Annotated in this window: 18 protein-coding genes; all 18 read right to left on the bottom strand. The window is 58.4% G+C overall.

Features of this window, described 5'->3' with window-relative positions:
- The 18 genes from MKFW12EY_RS06610 to MKFW12EY_RS06525 all read right to left on the bottom strand — a co-directional run bounded on the left by MKFW12EY_RS06610 (position 1) and on the right by MKFW12EY_RS06525 (position 19,259).
- Complete coding sequence (locus MKFW12EY_RS06610) at positions 1 to 1,164, bottom strand: glycosyltransferase (protein ID WP_221054220.1); 1,164 nt, start codon at positions 1,162 to 1,164, stop codon at positions 1 to 3.
- On the bottom strand, positions 1,151 to 1,954 hold the full coding sequence (locus MKFW12EY_RS06605; protein ID WP_054758320.1) for a class I SAM-dependent methyltransferase: 804 nt from the start codon (positions 1,952 to 1,954) through the stop codon (positions 1,151 to 1,153). The genes MKFW12EY_RS06610 and MKFW12EY_RS06605 overlap by 14 nt, the downstream gene beginning before the upstream one ends.
- A gap of 109 nt (positions 1,955 to 2,063) precedes the next feature.
- A complete protein-coding gene (locus MKFW12EY_RS06600) occupies positions 2,064 to 2,966 on the bottom strand; it encodes a class I SAM-dependent methyltransferase (RefSeq protein ID WP_221054219.1) in 903 nt (300 codons plus the stop codon).
- Positions 2,963 to 4,363 (bottom strand): capsular polysaccharide export protein, LipB/KpsS family, encoded by a 1,401-nt coding sequence (locus MKFW12EY_RS06595; RefSeq protein WP_157199129.1) that lies wholly within the window; start codon positions 4,361 to 4,363, stop codon positions 2,963 to 2,965. Before MKFW12EY_RS06595 ends, MKFW12EY_RS06600 begins: the two co-directional genes overlap by 4 nt.
- On the bottom strand, positions 4,360 to 5,481 hold the full coding sequence (locus MKFW12EY_RS06590; protein WP_221054218.1) for a polysaccharide pyruvyl transferase family protein: 1,122 nt from the start codon (positions 5,479 to 5,481) through the stop codon (positions 4,360 to 4,362). The genes MKFW12EY_RS06595 and MKFW12EY_RS06590 overlap by 4 nt, the downstream gene beginning before the upstream one ends.
- On the bottom strand, positions 5,474 to 6,724 hold the full coding sequence (locus tag MKFW12EY_RS06585; protein WP_054758314.1) for a glycosyltransferase: 1,251 nt from the start codon (positions 6,722 to 6,724) through the stop codon (positions 5,474 to 5,476). Before MKFW12EY_RS06585 ends, MKFW12EY_RS06590 begins: the two co-directional genes overlap by 8 nt.
- A gap of 12 nt (positions 6,725 to 6,736) precedes the next feature.
- Complete coding sequence (gene wecB / locus MKFW12EY_RS06580; protein ID WP_221054217.1) at positions 6,737 to 7,891, bottom strand: non-hydrolyzing UDP-N-acetylglucosamine 2-epimerase; 1,155 nt, start codon at positions 7,889 to 7,891, stop codon at positions 6,737 to 6,739.
- The gene (locus tag MKFW12EY_RS06575; protein ID WP_221054216.1) at positions 7,891 to 8,946 is read right to left on the bottom strand and encodes an acyltransferase family protein; all 1,056 of its coding nucleotides are present in this window, start codon (positions 8,944 to 8,946) and stop codon (positions 7,891 to 7,893) included. The genes wecB and MKFW12EY_RS06575 overlap by 1 nt, the downstream gene beginning before the upstream one ends.
- Positions 8,947 to 9,002: 56 nt before the next feature.
- Complete coding sequence (locus MKFW12EY_RS06570; RefSeq protein WP_221054215.1) at positions 9,003 to 9,692, bottom strand: cephalosporin hydroxylase family protein; 690 nt, start codon at positions 9,690 to 9,692, stop codon at positions 9,003 to 9,005.
- 92 nt (positions 9,693 to 9,784) lie between these two features.
- Positions 9,785 to 10,693 (bottom strand): NAD-dependent epimerase/dehydratase family protein, encoded by a 909-nt coding sequence (locus MKFW12EY_RS06565; protein WP_054758310.1) that lies wholly within the window; start codon positions 10,691 to 10,693, stop codon positions 9,785 to 9,787.
- Positions 10,693 to 11,919, bottom strand: coding sequence for a class I SAM-dependent methyltransferase (locus tag MKFW12EY_RS06560; protein WP_221054214.1), 1,227 nt, complete (start codon positions 11,917 to 11,919; stop codon positions 10,693 to 10,695). Before MKFW12EY_RS06560 ends, MKFW12EY_RS06565 begins: the two co-directional genes overlap by 1 nt.
- Complete coding sequence (locus MKFW12EY_RS06555) at positions 11,916 to 12,476, bottom strand: dTDP-4-dehydrorhamnose 3,5-epimerase family protein (protein ID WP_054758351.1); 561 nt, start codon at positions 12,474 to 12,476, stop codon at positions 11,916 to 11,918. Before MKFW12EY_RS06555 ends, MKFW12EY_RS06560 begins: the two co-directional genes overlap by 4 nt.
- Positions 12,463 to 13,539, bottom strand: a complete 1,077-nt coding sequence (gene rfbG / locus MKFW12EY_RS06550) for a CDP-glucose 4,6-dehydratase (protein WP_221054213.1) — start codon at positions 13,537 to 13,539, stop codon at positions 12,463 to 12,465. Before rfbG ends, MKFW12EY_RS06555 begins: the two co-directional genes overlap by 14 nt.
- On the bottom strand, positions 13,529 to 14,308 hold the full coding sequence (gene rfbF / locus MKFW12EY_RS06545) for a glucose-1-phosphate cytidylyltransferase (protein ID WP_054758309.1): 780 nt from the start codon (positions 14,306 to 14,308) through the stop codon (positions 13,529 to 13,531). Before rfbF ends, rfbG begins: the two co-directional genes overlap by 11 nt.
- A gap of 153 nt (positions 14,309 to 14,461) precedes the next feature.
- Entirely contained in the window at positions 14,462 to 16,243 is a 1,782-nt protein-coding gene (locus MKFW12EY_RS06540; protein WP_054758308.1) for an ATP-binding cassette domain-containing protein, read from the bottom strand.
- 42 nt (positions 16,244 to 16,285) lie between these two features.
- Positions 16,286 to 17,158 (bottom strand): class I SAM-dependent methyltransferase, encoded by an 873-nt coding sequence (locus tag MKFW12EY_RS06535; protein ID WP_064022335.1) that lies wholly within the window; start codon positions 17,156 to 17,158, stop codon positions 16,286 to 16,288.
- Between the two features lies 1 nt (position 17,159).
- Complete coding sequence (locus MKFW12EY_RS06530; RefSeq protein WP_054758306.1) at positions 17,160 to 18,056, bottom strand: glycosyltransferase family 2 protein; 897 nt, start codon at positions 18,054 to 18,056, stop codon at positions 17,160 to 17,162.
- Between the two features lie 132 nt (positions 18,057 to 18,188).
- Positions 18,189 to 19,259, bottom strand: a complete 1,071-nt coding sequence (locus MKFW12EY_RS06525; protein ID WP_157199126.1) for a FemAB family protein — start codon at positions 19,257 to 19,259, stop codon at positions 18,189 to 18,191.
- Positions 19,260 to 19,262 lie beyond the last annotated feature (3 nt).

Raw genomic sequence — 19,262 nt, 5'->3', positions numbered from 1 at the left:
TTACGCATCCTCGGTTGCCGTCAACCGCAGATAAAGTTCTTGGTAGCGCTCGACCACCGCTTGAATCGAAAATTGCGCCAACACCCGCTGCCGGGCCTGCATACCAATCGCCTGCCGCTGGTCTCTGGATAAATCGAGCAACTCGCATATCGCATCAGCCAAGGCTAGCGCGTCCTCGGCCGCCACAACGCGGCCGCCCTCGCCCAAAACCGCCGCGGAATCGCCGACGTCGGTCACCACGCACGGCACCGCGCAACTCATTGCTTCGCCGATTGCATTGGCGAAGCCTTCCGAAACCGAAGGCGTGACGGCGATATCCAACGCGGCAGTGATGCTTGGAATATCACGGCGCTCGCCTAATAGATGCAACCGACCTTGCAAAGCGGACGCGCGTTCAGCATCGGCAAACAAGCGGGTTTGCGAGTCGACGCCGCGGCCAACTAACACGAAATGCACATCGTTGCGCCGCTCGGCCAATAGCTGGGCGGCCTTTAGAAAATTGGCATGGCCTTTCATCGGATCGTAGCGGGCAACTATGCCGACCAACGCCGCTTGCGGCTGCAAGCCAAGTTCTTCCCGCAATGCAGTCCGCGCTGTCGGGTCCGGCCGGAATAAGTCGGTGTCGAAACCGTTCGGCAACCAATCGCCGCACTCCGCTGCGTAGCCTAAGTTTTCATGGTGTTGCCTAGCGGTTTGCGAGTTGTATAGGATTTTGGTCGCCGCCCCGGACAACCAGGCGCACAGTCGGATGACTTTTGCGGTGCCCGGCTTTTCTTTATTGATGTCGTAAAGGCTTTGCCGCACGCCCCAGATCAACGGTACCCGCCGACCAGCCAGCCAGCGGCAGACCCAGGCCGCGAAATTGCCATGGTACATCCAGCCTTGCAGAATGTCGGGCCGTGCCGCGCGCAAATACCGGCGCAAGCGTCCGAGCGCCTGCAAACCTCCCGCCGGCGATTGCACTCCCAAACACAATACCGGTATGCCCAAGGCACGGATATCGTCCGCGACCGGCCCGTCGCCGATCAGGCAAACCACCCGCATATCGAAACGCTGCCGGTCGGCATGTGCCAGCAATTTCCACAGCATGCGCTCGGCCCCGCCAACGTTGAGGCCGGTGATGACATGGACGACGACGATGCGATTGGCGTTAGCGGCTGGCAAGGCGGAATACGAATTCGTTACAACCCATGCGACCGCCGCAAGTCGTCATTTCGGTCAGCGTAAAACCGCGGCCGCGGAAATACGCGAAGACTTGTTCCGGCTTGGCCACCTCGAACGGGTACCCGCCCAGCCAATCGATCATGTCATACCAAATCGTCATGCCGCGCTCGATCGACAGCCGACCGCTGATTGCCCGCACCAGCCAGCGTAAACCCAGCAAATAGGGGGCGTGGCACGCAATCAATACCGGTTTGGCGATGCTGCTGCGGTTGTACAAACGTTTGACCCAAGTCCAATAGCGGCTGACCCAGCCCTGGTCGTTATAGATCGCGACAAACAGCAAACCGCCCGGTTTGACGCAACCGGCAATGTTGGCGAATGCCCCGGCCATATCGCCGGTATGGTGTAACACACCCCAGGAATAGACCACGTCGAAAGCGCCCAACGCCGAGACATAGCCTTGATCCAGTACCGATCCGCTCTCGATACGCCAACGTTCGCAATTCGGAAATTTAAGCTGCTTGATCCGTTCGGTGCATTTAACCGAACTCGGATCGAAATCGAAGGAATGCACCGTCGCGCCCAGACGTGCCGCCGCCAGCGAAAACAAGCCACTGCCGGAGCCCGCATCGAGAAAGGTCTTGCCTTGCAAGGACTCGACGCCCAGCATCCGTTTCAGCGACGCTTCCGCCGCAGCGATTTTTTCGTCCGATAGTTCGGACAAGAAACGCGCCCAATTCTCGCCAAATTCAAAACGTTGTCCGGACTCGACCTCAGCCGCATGCCCCATGCCAGTTCTCCCCTAATCTCAAAGCGGCGCGGACCGACCGCACCCCAAATTTGCCGACTCCGGCCACTGGCCGGATATCCGAATTGCCATCGCGTTCAAGTACGCCAAACTATTTCCGCAACAGCTTTTTCAACCTATTCACCAAGCAGCGATACGGCCGGCCCAACAATTTGAAGCGCCAGGCCTGACTCATATGCAGCCAGTAGTCGCGGCGCGGAAACGCCCGCGGCGCCGCGGCTTGGCCGCGTTTTGCCAAGATCATGATCGAACCTTTCATAGAGCGGCGCGCAATCACGACGAAGCCTTCCTGCTGCAACAAGTAAACCAGCGCATCGGCGCTCGGATACCAAGTGTGGGCGTAACCCGGACAACTGTCGCTCAACGACGACAACAAATCGCTAACGATAACGGCGAACAGGCCGTCGGGTTTCAGCATCGCCGCAACCCGCTGCACGAACTGCCGCGGCCGGCTGACGAAATAAATCGCATGCGCGATCGAAATCACATCGAAAGCCGCACCCGGCTGCAAGTTTTCCACCTGCCCTATCGTCACCGCGATCCCGGCTTTCTCGTGGAATTGCCGCGTGTTCGGGTCGGCGTCGACCCCCTCAGCCTGCCAGCCTTTGTCGCGAAATAGTGCCACGGTTGCACCGAGCCCGCAGGCGACATCGAGAAAACGCCGCATATCCGGGCGCAAAAACGGTGCGAGAAAATCGTATGTGCGCTGCGCCCAGACTTGGCTGGCCTGCCATCGGCTTTGCCAGACTGTCTCGGTGTCGGCCGCAGGCGTATCTTCAATGACCCGGTTGCGGTCCCAGTATTGCTGCAGTTCCGCCAACGAAACGGTCTGCGTCGGGAAGGCGTTGCCGCAATTGCCGCATATACGCCAATGGTAACCGGCAGATTTTAATACCCGTAGCCCGGAGTCGGGGTCCCGAAACGGTATAGGCCTGGACTGCTCGGCAGCGCAAATCGGACAGGTCAGATTCTGCTCTAGCGGCGCCGTATTCATTCCTTCGCTCCGTCGATAGCCCGGCAATGTTGCATAAAGCCTTCGGCAAATGCGGCAACATTGCGCTCGCGCAATACCGGTTCGCCGGCCATGCCGGGCGAACCGAACACGATCTGTTTGCGTACCGAGAACACGCGGGCCAGAAAATCGATAATGTCGGCGTCGTCGATTTTGCTATCCAATTGTTGGGCAATTTTCGCGCGCAGATCGTGTAGCTTACAGACGCCGCCCAAAGCCTCGGAGAAAAAGGCATTGCCCAAGGTAACCGACGGCCGGCCCAACATATAGGCTTCGAAGGTGGCGGTACCGGTCACCGAAATCGTGATGTGCGCCCGTTTTACGATTTCCGCCGACGGCAACGCGTAATGCGCCACTACCACGCCGGACTTATGCAGCAACTCGCGGACGAAACTGCCGCTTCGCAGCAGAATGCAGGCCGGATGTTCTTTAATCAGCAGAACCACGTCGCTGGGCAACGCGTGCCGAATCGCATCAATCGCCCGCATCTGATCGACGAAATACGGTGCCGGCGTATTGATCGACGACTCGGGCGAATACTGCAACGGATAAAACACGAACTTGTCCGGCAACTGTTCCAGGCCGGTAATGTCGCATAACCGTTGGTTTTTCCAACGCCGCAAGTTCCAAATAGCATCCCGCAACCACGGCAAATTATTCAAAAAGGCCGCACGCAGGTAATCCCATTCGAAAGCTTCGCTGGCGTCGAAGCGGCGTTGTAAGGCCGCACCCACGCGTTGCAGGAAAGGCTTTTGGAAGCCGGACAGAATACGGTCTTCAGCAAGACCTTGGCCGACTGCCGGCGCTTTCGGCGCCTGCCGGAACTCGCGAAGAAAGCTTGCCGCAGCCTGCCGCGCCGCAGAGTCGGCGGCATTTGCATAAGGCGGCAAGGATTCGCAATCGTCCGGCGAGAAAAATATCCCGCCCAAATTGCGGCAATGGGTCGGCACGACGACCGGTATCCCCATCTGCTTGGCGCAGGCCAGAAACACCTTGCCGTCCAGACCTTCCACCTGCGAAACCAAGGCGTGGCTGGGATTAAACCTGGCCATAAAGCGTCTGGCGCCGCGGTACAAATTCATCGCCCTTTGCAATTGGATATGCGAGCGGGCGAATTTGAAATTGCGCTTTTCGCTGTCGATATCGCGGTGCAGGCTGCCCGGATACAGCCAATCTTTCTCTTCCGCCGAGCAAGAGCCATCATTGGCGTTCAGTACAAACACATTGTCCCGGCCGAGCAGCGACACCATCAACGCCTCGTGGTGCGGCGAAGACAAGATGATCGCCCATTCCACTTCCGGATAGCGGCGCTTGGCGTATTCGATCACGTGGTAAAACAGAATCGGGAACGAGCCGAACCCGTGCAAAATCACCCTCATTTCAGGTATTCCTCGATTGGGCCGAAATTTTCCGCAGACAAGGCTTGCCAGGAGGCAAGATTGGCACTATCCAGCATTCGCCCCGCAGTGCCCACTATGGTCTCGGCGATCTGGCCGGCGTTGACGTCGGCAAGCGATAAAAACGGCATACCGGCATCCTGGCAAAAGTCCGAAAGCTTACTGTCGCGGCCGATCCCGACAAACGGCAGCCCCAGCAAAGCCGCCATGACCAGGCCGTGAAACCGCATACCGACAACGATATCGAGTTCGGCGAATTGCCGGCACAATGCCTCGGGATCGGACGATACCCTTTGCAGTTCGACGCGCTCCCCCTCGATACCGATGGCCTGCAGCAATTGGGTGTCGGACACGCCGGCCTGCGGATCGTCCAATTCTTGAAACGACAACAGCCGGATCGAGCAGCCGTTGTCGCGCAAAGACGCCAAATCCGCGGCAAGGGCGGTAAAAAACTGGGGGTAGGCGCCGATCGCAGAGCCGATATCGCTGGCCGCCAACGTGACGCCGATGGTTTTGCCGGCCGAGGTTGTCGGCACCGCCGGCAACTGCAATGAAAACACCAGATCCGCCGTGCGCCGGACATGCTTGCCGCCGAAAACCTGCCGGCAATGCCGCCACGACGAGGCATCGCGCACAGCAAAATCGTCGCTTAGCGCCAAAATCGCCGCCATCAGTAATCTGGCCGCGACGCCCGGCATTTCAGCGACACCGGCCCCGAGCACAAACACCCGGACGCCCCGCAACCGCGCTTGAAGTACTGCCAGAAAAATCAACAGCAGATTGGTCAACGCGCCGCCACGCGCATGAAACAGCGTACCGCCGCCGAAAACCATAGCCCGGCAACCGGCCAGCGACCGCCAATTGGCAAGCAGATAGTCGAGCAAGCGCCGCCACTTCGGCAGATTTGGATTCAACAGAATCCGCTCCTGGCAAGTAAATTCAATGTCCCGGCTTTGCAACTCGGCTACCGGGTGCAAGCTACGCACGGCAAAACTCGCACCCGGCACCGCCGCGCGCAAGCGCCGGATAATCGCCGCCAACAGTAGATCGTCGCCGACGTTGCCGAAGCCGTAATAGCCGTACAGAAAAAGCTTATTCATCCGCACCGCTGCCGGCCAGTTCGCCAACGATAGAACGGAACCGCTCTGCCACCGCATCGGCGCTATAAGCCGCGCGTACTTGCGGATTACCCCAAGCCGGACCAGTTCCCACCGCTCTGCGCTCGCGAATATTGCGCAAAGCCTGAGTTAGAGATTCGGCGATTTCCGCCGGCCGGCGCGGATTGGCAACGCCGCCGCCGAGTTTGGAAATTAACTGCGCCGAAGCGCCGGGCGGCACGATGCCGAAAATCGGCACACCGGCGCCCAAATAGTCGACCAATTTACCGGGCAGAAACACGCTCAAATCGTCCGGCGCATCGATTACCAACAACAAATCGGCTTGCTTCATCAATGCCAGCGAAGCCGAATAATCGACGGTCGGCACCAATTTCAGCAGCCCATCCGGCAAAGATCGGAAGGCTGCCGATTTCAGCATCCTGGGCGGTACTCCGCCGACCAATTCGATCCGCACGCCGTGCAGTTCGTCCGGCCGCTCGCGCAGAATGGCCGCCAAAGCCTCGAACAACGGCTGCGGCGAACGGTGGCCGTAGAAATTACCCAAATAACGGATCAGCAGCGGCGCATCCGGATCGCGCGGCGAGTCGCCGTAAGCGTCGGGCTCGAAACCGTGCGGCAGGACCCTGGCTTTTTGCCGCCACGCCGCGGGATATTTGGCCATCACCAAATCCACGGTTTCCTGCGAGGTGAAAATGATGCGGTCGGCGTTGGCAATCACCTCGCGTTCCAATTGGCGGTTACGGATATTGGCCAGGAAAAATCGGCGCCGAAACGGGTTATCGGCCCAAGGATCGCTGAAATGCGCCACCCACGGCAATTCGTAGCGGCGCTTTAGGCGCAGGCCAAGCAGATGATCGGACATCGGCTCGCCGAAAGTTAGTAAAACGTCGGGCGCGAAATCGCCCTGGGCCAAACGCTCGACTACGGCGCGCTCCGCCAGCGGCACCCAACCCAGAAATTCGTCGGGCGCTCGCGCATACAAGGGCAACAAGTTCGCCGCAATTCGGTGCATGAGGCCCGACATCGGCGCGCGGTAAGCTACCGGCAACCTGAACAGCAGACGGCTGTCGAAGACGGGATAAACATCCAGGCCGCTTGCCAAGGTATCCACTTGGCCGGTAACGGCGGCCATCGGCAATCGAGCGTGGTAAAGCAGGCGGCCGATTTGGATGGCCTGCGAATACAAATTCGGCGGCAGCACGTAAGATACGGCAAGTACTTTCATAGCAAAATGCGGTTAAAGCGGGGAATGGGCGGCGATAGCGTCGATTATGCGTTCCGACGCCCGGCCGTCGCCGTAGACATCGGCCCTGTCGGCAAGCGGCCATCGTCCCTCCAGCGCATCCAGCGCGAAACCGACCACTTTCTCGGGATCGGTTCCAGCCAAGCGAATCAAACCGGTTTCGAGACCTTCGGTTCGCTCGGTCTCGTCTCTCAACACCACGACGCGCTTGCCCAGGCTCGGCGCCTCCTCCTGCACGCCGCCGGAATCGGTCAAAATCAATTCGGCTTCGGCCATCAGGCGCACGAACGGCAAATATTCCAAAGGCTCGATCAATTGCACGTTGGCGATACCGGTAGCCAACAGCCTGTTTACCGTCTCCCGAACCCGCGGGTTCGGATGTACCGGATAGATAAAATCGTAGCCCGGAAACCGGTTGGCAAGCCGCAAAACCGCCGTGCAAATCGCCTCGAGACCGGCGCCGAAACTTTCCCGCCGGTGGCAGGTGACCAATACATAAGGCCGCCCCTGCGACCAACTCCCGGTTTTCAAACCGGCCGAATTCAGTAAATTGGCCGCCCTATCCCGCAGCATCGCGTCGTCCGCCAAGCGCTTGACCAAGCCTTTCAAGGCATCGATGCCGGTGTTTCCGGTCACCAACATGCGGTCTGGAGCGATCCCTTCGCGCAGCAGATTTTCCGCGGCCGACTGAGTCGGCGGAAAGTGCAGCGTCGCCAATTCGGACACCAGGCGCCGATTCATTTCTTCCGGCCACGGCGCATAGATATTGCCGGTGCGTAATCCGGCCTCGACATGCGCCACCGGAATCTTGCGGTAAAACGCCGCGAGCGCCGCGGCGAAACTGGTCGTCGTATCGCCCTGGACAACGACCCAATCCGGCCGGCAGCGGTCCAGACAATCCTGCATCCGCGTCAGGATATCGACCGTGATACCGGTCAGCGTTTGTTCGGCTCGCATGACATCCAAATCGAAATCGGCCTGCAAACCGAACAAATCCAGCACCTGATCCGACATCTGCCGGTGCTGGCCGGTGTTGCAAACCAAAAAATCGAATTGCTTGCGTTGTTTGCCGGCCAAAACCAAAGGCGATAACTTGATCGCCTCCGGCCGGGTGCCCAAAACCGCCAAAACCGTTTTTTCGGCTGACATTAACGTCTCCGCAACTTGGAGAACCGCAGCAGAAACCGCGGCTCATGAACTTTGCAAAACCGTCCCGACGGTAGCTCGACCAGGATGTAACTCAGATAAGCCACCCACGTCGACACCACCACCACGGCGGCAACGGCGATCAGATTGCTGGCGACGGTCTGTTGCCGGCCGATCCATTCGAACAGCGAATAGCCGACCAAGGTATGGTACAAATAATTGCTGTAGGACACCTTACCGAAAAAGGCCAGCAAACCCAGCGAGAATCCGGATTGCAACAGCCCTACCATGGCGACAGCGCCCCCGAGGATATAGGCTATCGACCAAAGCGGATAAATGCCGTCGAACAAGGCAACGTTAAGTCCGGCCAGCAGACCGGTCGAAGCCAAACGCAACAGGTTCGACCTCGCCCAGCCCGATTTCTCGGCCAGCAACACCTGAATACCGACAAAAAAAACCGGAAAAAACGTCAATAACTGGCTGGCTTGGCCTCTGAGCGCAAACACCGTAGCGTTGGCCACGGTAAACAATAACGGCAGCGCGGAAACAAAACGGATGCCGAACCAGTGAAAATAGCAAGCGATAAACACGTAAAACTTCACTTCGATCAACAAAGTCCAATACTCATTGCTGACATTGGCTACCCTAAACAGGTCGGACAGCATTGCAAAATTCGCCAAGTAGGTTGCATTGGAGTGGCTCGCCAAACCGAAACCCAGTTGGCCGGCAATGAACAAGACCAGCAGGTTCAACCAATAGGCCGGGAAAATTTTGAAAAACCTCCGGCATAGGAAAGCCCCGATAGAGCACCCCTGCAAACTCCTGATAATCAAATAGCCGCTGAGCAAAAAGAATACGATCACGCCGCCCCTGCCCATGGTCGCAAACAATGCTGCCAAATCACCGAAGACCAAGCGCTGCGGCAGAAAATGGCCGCAAATCACCATCAAAATGGCGATGCCGCGAAAAAAATCCAGAGTTTGGATGCGCTCGCCGCGTTGCACCGCAACCGCCGGACCGGCGTCGAGGCCGACAGCCGCGGGAAGAGCGTGAGGCATGGATACGGGCAGACCGGAAAAACGGGGCATCGGCAAGGCCGGCGGTCGGACTGCGGTTAGCGCAGGCGTTTCAAAAAGCCGTCCGGGGCCACCGATATCTGCAGTTTATGGTCCAGGCCTTTATCGATCTCGAATTCGGGATGCGACTGCAAATATTGCCTGACCGCGGTTTTCGGATTGTCGCCCGGCCCCCAGGGGCGGTCCGGGAACAGGTCGGCCGGCATGTCCTCGACCATGGTATCGAACACGACGCAGTAACTGCCTACCGTGGTCAACGGCGCATAGGCTTCCAGCTCGGCCAGCACGTGGTCGTGGGTGTGGTTGGAGTCCAGACATACCAAAATCCGTTGCGAACCTTCTGCGCGAGCTCTAACTTGGGCCACGGTTTCCGGAGCGATGCTGGAACCTTGGATCATTTCGATCCGCGCACTCATCGGATGGGCTTCGATCGCGGCCCGGTTATGGGCGCGAATGTCGATATCGATGCCGATCACCTTGCGACGGCAATCGCGCAGATTCAGCGACTGTTCGCCGGCTTCGATCGCGTCGGCCATGTCCAGCAACGCCAGCATCGACGCGCTGAAAATCAACGAGCCGCCATGGGCGATACCGGTCTCGACGATCAGGTCGGGCTTGACCGACCAAATCAACTCCTGCATCGCCACGATGTCTTGCGGATACTGAATGATCGGCCGCCCCATCCAGTCGAATTGGTATGAATATTTGCCGGCTTGAGCGAAATTCATCCAGGCGCGAGTTAGCCGTTCGGCCTCATTGTTTGCCGCGAAAGCCTGGCGGATTGACTCTCTTTCAAGCGCAAACTGTGTTACCGGATCCATCATTCACTCCCCTTCAATTCGTTAATTTTAATTCGGTAATCGGCAAGGCCGTCGCGGATCGATATCCGTGCAGCCCAACCGGTTGCGGCCAGCTTGTCCGCGCAGCCGACCAGCATCAGCGGATCGTATTCGGCCACCGGCACCGCGCCGAATTCGACAGCCGGCTCGGCTTCGAACAACCCGGCGCAGATCGCCACGATATCTGCCAGTCGCATAGGTTCGCCCGAGGCGATGTTAAACACTCCGGTCGCCGGCGTGTTTGCCGCCAAATGGGCGAAAGCCGCCGCCACATCGCTCGCGTGCAGAAAATCGCGAAACTGCCGGCCGTGGCTGCATTTCAAAACTTCGCCCCGGCCCATGGCCGATAGCACGGACGGCACGAATCGCCCCACCGGCTCACCTGGCCCGTACGGCGTAAAAATCCGTCCCCACACCCACTCGATGCCGTTGTCGCGGCAAAAATGTTCGGCAAATTGCCGGGCGGCATCTTTGCACTTGCCGTACAGCGTCGCCGGCACGGTTGGCGTTTTACCTTCAATGCAATAGCCGTAGTTCCAATCGTATTCGGCACAGGTTCCGGCCAACACCGCCCGCTTACCACCAAACTCGTTAAACGCCGCCAGTAGACCGGCCGTCGCGTCGCACCAGGCAAAGTTTTCGGCCGCGGTCCAAAATCGGCCGTGCTCGACAAACCAGGCCAAGTGGATCAAGCACTCGGCCTCGGCTTCGGCCATCGCTTGCCTGACTTGCCCGGCATCCAACAAATCGGCCTGCAACCAGCTCAGGCCGGGCTGCGGCGGATGGCCGGCCCGCCTGGAAACGGCGGCGACCTGGTGGCCCTGCGCCAGCAAGATCGGCAGTAGATAACGGCCGATGAAGCCGTCGGCGCCGGTAACCGCGATTCTCATTAGAGAACCGTTAACTCCGGCACCGCGATGGCGAAGCGGCCGCCCCAATCCCGCACATAAGCCAATTGCGCTACGACTTCGCGCTGTAAATTCCAAGGCAGAATCAAAACATAATCCGGCTTATCGCGTTGCAAATGCGGCTCGTCGACGATCGGTATCCGGCTGCCGGGCAGCCATTTCCCCTGTTTTGCCGGATTGCGGTCCACGACGTAGCCAATCAAATCCGGACGCACACCGGCATAATTCAGTAAGGTATTGCCTTTCGCCGCTGCGCCGTAAGCTGCGACTTTTTTGCCGTTGCGGGCGGCTTCCAGCAAAAAGCTTAGCAGATCGTTCTTTAGCGCATCGGCTCGCTTCTGGAAGCCGGCGTAAAAAGCGGTAGCGGCCATGCCGGCCCGGGCCTCGCGCCGCAACAGTTCGGCAACGCAAGGCTCAACCGGCTGCGCGCCATCTGCCGTGCGCTGGGCAAAAACCCGCAAGCTGCCGCCGTGGGTCGGCAATTCCTCGACGTCGAACAGCGTCAAACCGTTTTCGGCGAATATGCGCTGTACCGCCGTTAACGACAAGTAGGAAAAATGCTCGTGGTAAATCGTATCGAACTGATTGCTTTCGACCAAATTCAGCAGATGCGGAAATTCGAACGTCGCCACCCCGGCCGGTTTCAGCAACAGCGCAAAGCCGCGGACAAAGTCGTTGATGTCGGGTACGTGCGCCAGCACGTTGTTCGCCGCCATCAAATCGGCTCGAATGCCGTCGGCCGCCAGCCGCTCGGCCAACTGTGCGCCGAAAAACTCCTCTATCACTTGCAGGCCCTTATCGCGGGCGGCCTGGGCGGTACTCGCGGTGGGCTCGATCCCCAAAGCGCCGATCCCGCGCGCCTGCACGTATTGCAGCAGGTAACCGTCGTTCGACGCGACTTCCACGACTAAAGCGCCGGCATCCAAATTGAAACGCCGAACCATCGCCGCGACGTAATTTTCGGCGTGCTGCAGCCACGTCGACGAGAACGAACTGAAATAGGCGTAATCGGCCGAGAAAAATTCGGCGCAATGCGCGTAGTCCTCAGTCTGTACCAACCAGCACTGCTCGCACACCAAAACCCGTAGCGGATACCAACGTTCCGGCGCATGCAAAGTGTCTGCGGTCAGATAGGAGTTCGAAGGCGGAGCGCTACCCAGATCGATCAAGGGCAGAGAGAGTTCGGAACCGCAATGACGGCATTTCATAGCTCGATACCTTGAAAATCGGATGTTAAGTTGGGGTGCTGCCGGTCGCGCTCCGACATTTCGGTAATCGCCAACGGCCAGTCGATAGCCACTCTCGGCTCTAATGCATGCAACGCCCCCTCCGCAGCCGGCGCATAGGCGGTACTGTGCAGATAGAGTAATTCGCAGTCGTCCGCCAAGGTCTGGAAACCGTGGGCGAAACCCTGCGGAATCAACAGCGACTCGCGGTTCTGCGCCGACAATTCCACGCCGAACCAGTGCAGAAAGGTCGACGATCCGCGTCTCAAATCGACCGCGACGTCGAATATCCGTCCCCTGAGACAACTGACCAATTTGATCTCGGCGTGGGGCGGAGCTTGAAAATGCATGCCTCTGACCGCACCGCAACGGCGAGTCAGAGTCTGGTTGATCTGGGCGACCGGCTCGGAAAAGCCGGCAGCGTTCAATTCGGCCGCGCAGAAAAACCGGGAAAAATAACCGCGGCTATCTTCCGAGCAGCGCCGCCGAATCAATTTCAATCCGGCCAGCGGCGTCGCGATGACTTCAAATTGCGCCAAGACCGTCTCCATGCGGTACTTGCCGGTAATCCCGAATTTGTCCGGCACTGAACTCCGCCATGTCCTCGCCATTGCGCCAGGCCTGATGCCAGGCAGCCGTTTTTTCGATAGCGATCCGCAAGCGCCAGCGCGGCTGCCAATCCAAACGCTGCCGGGCTTTACTGCTGTCCAGACTCAGAAAATGCGCTTCGTGCAGATCGCTCGGCTCGGAGCGCCAATTCAGCGCCGGGAAGCACTTCGCCAATTCGCCTAGCAACCAAGCCACCGGTTTGGCGTCCTGTTCCCGCGGCCCGAAATTCCAGCCCTCGGCGAATGATTCGCCAGGCTCGAATAAATGCTCGGCTAACGTCAAATAACCGGACAGCGGCTCCAGCACATGCTGCCAGGGCCGCGTCGCATTCGGCGCCCGAATCACCAATTCTTCGCCGCGGTCCAGCGCGCGCAGGGCGTCCGGAATCAAGCGGTCTTCCGCCCAATCGCCGCCGCCGATCACGTTGCCGGCGCGGGCCGATGCCAGATGAACCCCGGCCTGCGCCAGAAACGACGCCCGGTAAGCGGCCGTCACCAATTCCGCGCAGCCTTTGCTGGCGGAATAAGGATCGCGGCCGCCCATGGCTTCGTTTTCCCGATAGGGCCACAGCCACTCGCGGTTTTCGTAGCATTTATCGGTGGTAACGTTGACCACCGCGCGAACCGTGCTCTGCCGGCGCACGGCCTCCAGTAAATTTACCGTCCCCAACACATTGACCTGAAAAGTCTCGACCGGCTCGCGGTAGGAATAACGCACCAGCGGTTGCGCAGCCAGATGCAGGACGATATCGGGCCGGGCTTGGTCCAGCGCCGCCGTCAAACGCGGCAGATCGCGGATGTCCGCCAACACATGCGCGGCGAGCAACGACTCTACGCTGGCCTCCTCGAATAAAGACGGTTCGGTGGCCGGAGGCAGCGCATAGCCGTAAACCTCCGCACCCAACGAATGCAACAGCATCGTCAACCAGCCGCCTTTGAAACCAGTATGGCCGGTGACGAACACTCGCTTGCCGCGCCAGAATTCAGGATTCATGCCAAACCTTCCACGGTGCGCCCCCGGATTGCCACAACTCCTCGAGCTGATTCTTATCGCGCAACGTATCCATCGGCTGCCAGAAGCCGGCATGCTCGAAAGCCATCAACTGCCCCTGCTGCGCCAGACGGGTCAACGGCTCGGCTTCCCAGTGGGTTGCATCGCCGTCGATGTATTGCACGCACTCCGGAGATAACACGAAGAAACCGCCGTTGATCCAGCCGCCGTCGCCTTTCGGTTTTTCCATGAAGCCTTTGACCTGGGTCCCGGCCAAATCCAATGCGCCGTAGCGGCCGGCGGGTTGCACCGCGGTGACGGTAGCCAGTTTGCCGTGGCTATGATGAAAGCGAATCGCAGCGGAGACATCGACGTCGGCGACGCCGTCGCCGTAGGTGAAACAAAACGCCGTTTCGTTTTGCAGATAGGCCGCGACCCGTTTCAAGCGGCCGCCGGTCATGGTGTCGTCGCCGGTATCGACCAGCGTTACCCGCCACGGTTCGGCATAGCGGTGATGGACTTCCATTTCGTTTTTTTGCATGTCGAACGTCACGTCCGACATATGCAGAAAATAATTGGCGAAATACTCCTTGATCACATAGCCCTTGTAACCGCAGCAAACGATGAACTCGTTAATGCCGTGCGCGGAGTAAATCTTCATGATGTGCCACAAAATCGGCTTGCCGCCGATTTCGATCATCGGTTTGGGTCGGGCAACGGTTTCTTCGCTGATGCGGGTACCGAGCCCGCCGGCCAGAATGACTGCTTTCATGAATCTATTTTAAAAAGGTCGGCAGCCAATCGGCGGGACTGTAACGGGCGCACCATTTTATTTTTCAACGCGAGCGAGCCAAACAAAAAACCGTGGATGATACACGATAGGCCGACGGCTTTCACCTGCGAAATTTGTGGATACCCGAGCCGGTCAAACTTCGGCCGGCTCGCGCTTGCGCAACTCGTCAACCAGCGGCGCGACCTCGGCGTAGCTGCCGATCGCGACCAATCGGCCGGAGTCCATCAGGACAATTTTATCGAAACCGGGCAAGACGTCCCAGTTATGGGTCACCGCGACCACCGTTTTGTTAAAGCCGGTCGCGCACAATTTTTCGAACAGACGGGCCGACAACACCGGGTCCAAGGCGCTGGACGGCTCGTCGAGCACAACGATTTGCGGATCGTGGTACAGCGCGCGAGCAATCGATATGCGTTGGGCTTCGCCACCTGAAAGCGCCACACCGTCTCCGCCCAGGACCGTGGCCATACCGCGCGGCAAATTGGCGACCACGTCGCCTGCCATTGCAAAATCGGCGACCTCGCGGCAGCGGCGTTGATCGATCATGTCGGCCGGAATTCCGAACGCGATATTCTCGGCCACCGATGCTCCCAAAATCAGCGGCGCTTGCGGCGCGTAGCCGACCAATTCGGTCGCCCAGGACAAACGCTGATCGGCGAGTTCGACCCCGTCGATCGCAATGCTGCCGCTCGCCGCCGGCACCAAACCCAGGATCAAATCGAGCAAGGTGCTTTTTCCGCTCCCGGAAACGCCGACGATCGCCACCTTCTCGCCGGCAGCGATCGCTAACGAGACGCCGGCCAGCGCCGGAGCGTCGCTGGCCGGATAGGTGTAAGCGACGTTTTCGAAGACGATGCTCTGTCCGAACTGTTCTATGCGAGTGGCGGACGCCGACCGCGCCCTGGCTTCCGCCAAACATTGGCCGAGATACTCGACCGCCGCAGCATTGAATTTCAGTATGCTCAAACTGGCGTAAACCTGTTGCAAATTGGGCAGCAAGCGGTAACCGGCGTAGGCGAACAACGCAATAAACGGCACCAAGGAACGGTATTCGCCGCCGCTCCAGGAACGGTAGATCGGCAACGACAACAACATCGAGAACGCCAACAGCTCGATCAGGTATTTCGGCACCATCGGATACACCCGGGAAACCTGATCGGCATGGTGGTATTCATCCAACCAGCCGCACAGACCGCCGACGAAGTAATCCAGGTTACCGCGCACCAACACTTCCTTGGCCGACGCGAACAAATCGGTCGCGGCGCGGGTGGCATTGCCGGTAGCGTGCAAAATGGCTTCGCCGGCTCCGGCCATTTTCTTTCTCAATACGCGAAAGAACAACGAGTACATGACGATGGCCGCCAAGCCGAAGACCGCGGAAAACAGCGGCGAAACCAATGCCAGCAGCACTACTACCAAGGCCACCTGAAAGGTTTTACTGACGATCAGGCACAATTGCAGAATGCCGCCCGAGACGGCCCGATCGATTTCTCTGACCACATAGTTGGCGTGAATCGTCGGATTCTGCGACCGCAAAAACGGCAAGCCCCTGGCGAAAAAGCTCAGCGATAATTCGCCGGCCAATCTGACGCCCAACCGCGCCGAAAACCGGATCGACAACCACATCGACGCCAAGCCTAGCACGTTGCCGAACACGAATAAAAACAGCACGACCAAGCCCACCACGTGTACCGGTATTTGCTCCAGCGGCACGGGGCTGACCAATGCGAACAACTGGCCGGTCGAGGATTTGGTCAACGCGGCCGGATCGGACAATAAGGCGACAAAGGGCATGATCGAGGCGACGCCGAGCATCTCGAATACGCCCAACAGCAGATACAAAGCGACCAAGCCAAAAAAACGCCGATGCCAATTTTCCGGAATGATCCTGAAAACCAGCATTAAAAAACGCATCTTTGCTCCTTAAAACGGTATCCCATCGGCTCGCTTCCGCGATTAGCGTTTAAAGATCAGCGCTTGCCCGGTAGGCAACGGCAACAACGTACCGTCCTTGCCTTTCAACCATTGCAGGATCAGATTGCGGGTGTCTTCGTAACCGGGCCAGGCGTAATCGTCGAATAACACGACCCCGCCCGATACCATGCGCGGCCAGAAAAAGTCGAGCGCGGCGATGGTCGGCGTCGCCGAATTCAAATCGATATGCATCCACACGATCGCCTCGGGATTCTCGGAGCCGGCAAACGATTCTGGAATGTAGCCCTTGTTGAAGCGCACCCGCTCGCCGAACATGGCCAGATTGGCCCGAGTCACGTCGACGTTCAAATACGCATATTCGCCTTGGTTGCCCTTCTCGCTATCCAACAATAAATCGCCGCGCATTGCCTCCCAGGCGTCGTACAAGTAAGCCCCCCAGTCGGAGCCGCCGCGGGATGCCGCATTCAATGCAAAAAACGAAGTCAGGCCGTCGCAAACCCCGCATTCGACGAAATTATGCGTCCCGCGCGGTGCGTATTTGGCGGCAAAAGTGGCGCTCCAGAAGACAATGTAATGCCGCCACATCAACGAATTCAACATACTCAAGCGTTCGGCCGGTTTGAATTGGGTCAGTTTGAAACCGTCGCTTTTAACCAATTCCGTTAACTGGCTACAGGTTTCGTTGAACGCCTGCTCTATGTCGCCCAAATCGGTCGCGCTGCCCCACGGCGTATGGGTAAACGTCGACATGCCCCAGCCCTGAAAAGTTGGGGTAAAGCCGACGCGTAACAATTTCCGCAGCAGCGGCGCATCGGCAAAGAAGTTTTCCACTTTTTGCTTCGATCCCGGATAGTTTGTATACAGCCAATCCTTGAATTTGGTTTTTACGCTCATTTCAGACCTTTTTCATTGTGTTTAATCTTTGGCTCAAAATCATGCCGAGCCGGCGGCAAAACAAGTAACCCACCGCAACCGGCGAGAACAGCACGCCTGGCCAACTGACGGCGGAATACGCGGCATGGGCAAACCGGCCCGCCATTTGCAGGTGAACCGAGACGTACATCAGAAACAACCACAAATGGCGCCAACCCAGCGTGGGCGAATGTGGAAACGGCGCCCTGCCGCCGACGAAATGCACGGCATGTTCGCTACTGGCATTGCAATATCCGCCCGAACTCAACAGGCCGAAAATAAAGGCGTAACTGACGAAATTATATTCAAGAAACGGCCAAGCCGCGGCCAGCTTCGGCGGTATTCGCCAAAAGCGCAACAACCCGGCCAATCGCTGGCCCAATGCGGTAGGAAACAAACCGTAAAAAACCGCATCGGTGTCGAGACGCACGAAATTGGCCATCGCCGCCAATCTGCTCGAAGCCGTCGCCATTTCCTTGACCACACGGTCGTCGCTACCCTGCTCGGCATCGATGATCTCGCAACGGCCGTAAGTCAATGCCGCGCCGCTCTGTCCGGCTTTGGCCGCGATATGCGCCAAATACTCAGAACACCAATAATCGTCGTCGGCCAGCCAGATGAAGTAACGGCCGGTGGCGGCGTTCAACGCCTCACGAAAATTGAAAAACGCCCCTTGGTTGACCGGATGAAACAGGCATTTGATGCGCGGGTCGTTAGCGGCGAATTGTTCGATGATGTGCCGGACTCGGGGATCGGTACTGCCATTATCGCTGATGATAATTTCCAGATCGCGGTAGCTTTGCGACACGGCCGATTCAATGGCCCGCTTCAGCAATTCCGGCCGGTTATACGACACGATGCCGACGGAAACAGTTGCCATCAACGCCCCCCTTGCCAGCTCGGTAAACTGCGGCCGCTGTTTTTGCCGGGCAATAGGCTAAATGTTATCGAGTGCATAGGGAATGGCGATAGGCGGAGGCTTGAGCGCAGGACGGGTTCCGGGACGCAGAAATCAATGGCATATGCTAGAGGTCAAGCGGTAGCACGGAAAAATATGCGAGGCAAAGCCCTGTTTGAATTCGGCAATCCGCAACTCCTTTGCGCTGGGCGGTGGCTGATCGCCCGGATAGGGCCGGGCGCCGATTTTGTACCAGCGGATGCCGCGATTTTTCATTTCCTCTACGGCCCGATACTGCACCGCATGCCCCAAGGGCTTGTCGAATAGCGCCCTGTCGTAAGCGGCCACGGCATAGACGCCTTCGTCGCGGGTTACCTGAAAAAATCCGCCGCCGACCATGCGTTGCGCGGCGTCGCGCAGATACACCAAAAACGCATCGCCGGACGCTATGGCTTCGTGTTGCAAGCGCCAACTATCGTCGCTGCGGGTAACCTTGCCGGCGACTTCGCGATGCAGATTCTTAAATTCGCTCCAGACATTATCGTCGCGGCTGTTCAAAACCGAAATCTGCCACAGTTTGGTGCCGAGCGACACCAGGGGCCGGTAGCTCTTGCGAAAGCCGGATTTGATCTCCGTGACGGAAGGCTGCAAATCGATAAACAACTCGTGGCTACAATTTACGCTGGCACCGCGGCACAACGCCAAGTGCTGCCATTCGCTGATGCCGGACAGATTGCTGAACGCATCGACCGATTGCCATTGGCCGATATCGAATTTCCGCGCCAACATATCGATGATTTCCAAACAACCTTGCAACAGCTTTTTCCTGACATTTGCCGTCAATCCGGCAACGAACAGCGGCGGCAGCAGCGCATCGCCGTTGCTGCCGATGCGCGCACCAGCGGCGACGGAAAGGCTTAGCGGCCATATCCCGCAGGGATGCTTGTCCTGGTAAAGCACTAGCGACAAGTCGAATATTTCCTGCGCACTGTCGCGCCAGTAAGCCAACTGGTAGTCGGTCATGGCTCTACTATAAGCCACCGGCACATATTCAGCGCGATCGGCCGCACTGCGCCAGCTATCGCGATCTACTGCATAAAGCCTGGCCTTCAAATTCGCAGCGGCCAGCGTTGCATCGAGGTCGAAAGGTAAGCGCGTACCTAAAATGTGTTCGCTTTCCGCCATCAC

Source organism: Methylomonas koyamae (assembly GCF_019669905.1).
In the GTDB taxonomy this organism is placed as follows: Bacteria; Pseudomonadota; Gammaproteobacteria; order Methylococcales; family Methylomonadaceae; genus Methylomonas; species Methylomonas koyamae.
Note: the sequence above shows the minus strand (reverse complement) of the source record. Positions and strands in the feature narration are given on the sequence as shown.

Excerpts from the sequence above, each read along its gene's own strand:
- MKFW12EY_RS06605 (WP_054758320.1), bottom strand. The coding sequence starts at position 1,954 with ATGGGGCATGCGGCTGAGGTCGAGTCCGGACAACGTTTTGAATTTGGC.
- MKFW12EY_RS06600 (WP_221054219.1), bottom strand. The coding sequence starts at position 2,966 with ATGAATACGGCGCCGCTAGAGCAGAATCTGACCTGTCCGATTTGCGCT.
- MKFW12EY_RS06595 (WP_157199129.1), bottom strand. The coding sequence starts at position 4,363 with ATGAGGGTGATTTTGCACGGGTTCGGCTCGTTCCCGATTCTGTTTTAC.
- MKFW12EY_RS06590 (WP_221054218.1), bottom strand. The coding sequence starts at position 5,481 with ATGAATAAGCTTTTTCTGTACGGCTATTACGGCTTCGGCAACGTCGGC.
- MKFW12EY_RS06585 (WP_054758314.1), bottom strand. The coding sequence starts at position 6,724 with ATGAAAGTACTTGCCGTATCTTACGTGCTGCCGCCGAATTTGTATTCG.
- wecB (WP_221054217.1), bottom strand. The coding sequence starts at position 7,891 with ATGTCAGCCGAAAAAACGGTTTTGGCGGTTTTGGGCACCCGGCCGGAG.
- MKFW12EY_RS06575 (WP_221054216.1), bottom strand. The coding sequence starts at position 8,946 with ATGCCTCACGCTCTTCCCGCGGCTGTCGGCCTCGACGCCGGTCCGGCG.
- MKFW12EY_RS06570 (WP_221054215.1), bottom strand. The coding sequence starts at position 9,692 with ATGAATTTCGCTCAAGCCGGCAAATATTCATACCAATTCGACTGGATG.
- MKFW12EY_RS06565 (WP_054758310.1), bottom strand. The coding sequence starts at position 10,693 with ATGAGAATCGCGGTTACCGGCGCCGACGGCTTCATCGGCCGTTATCTA.
- MKFW12EY_RS06560 (WP_221054214.1), bottom strand. The coding sequence starts at position 11,919 with ATGAAATGCCGTCATTGCGGTTCCGAACTCTCTCTGCCCTTGATCGAT.
- rfbG (WP_221054213.1), bottom strand. The coding sequence starts at position 13,539 with ATGAATCCTGAATTCTGGCGCGGCAAGCGAGTGTTCGTCACCGGCCAT.
- rfbF (WP_054758309.1), bottom strand. The coding sequence starts at position 14,308 with ATGAAAGCAGTCATTCTGGCCGGCGGGCTCGGTACCCGCATCAGCGAA.
- MKFW12EY_RS06540 (WP_054758308.1), bottom strand. The coding sequence starts at position 16,243 with ATGCGTTTTTTAATGCTGGTTTTCAGGATCATTCCGGAAAATTGGCAT.
- MKFW12EY_RS06535 (WP_064022335.1), bottom strand. The coding sequence starts at position 17,158 with ATGAGCGTAAAAACCAAATTCAAGGATTGGCTGTATACAAACTATCCG.
- MKFW12EY_RS06530 (WP_054758306.1), bottom strand. The coding sequence starts at position 18,056 with ATGGCAACTGTTTCCGTCGGCATCGTGTCGTATAACCGGCCGGAATTG.
- MKFW12EY_RS06525 (WP_157199126.1), bottom strand. The coding sequence starts at position 19,259 with ATGGCGGAAAGCGAACACATTTTAGGTACGCGCTTACCTTTCGACCTC.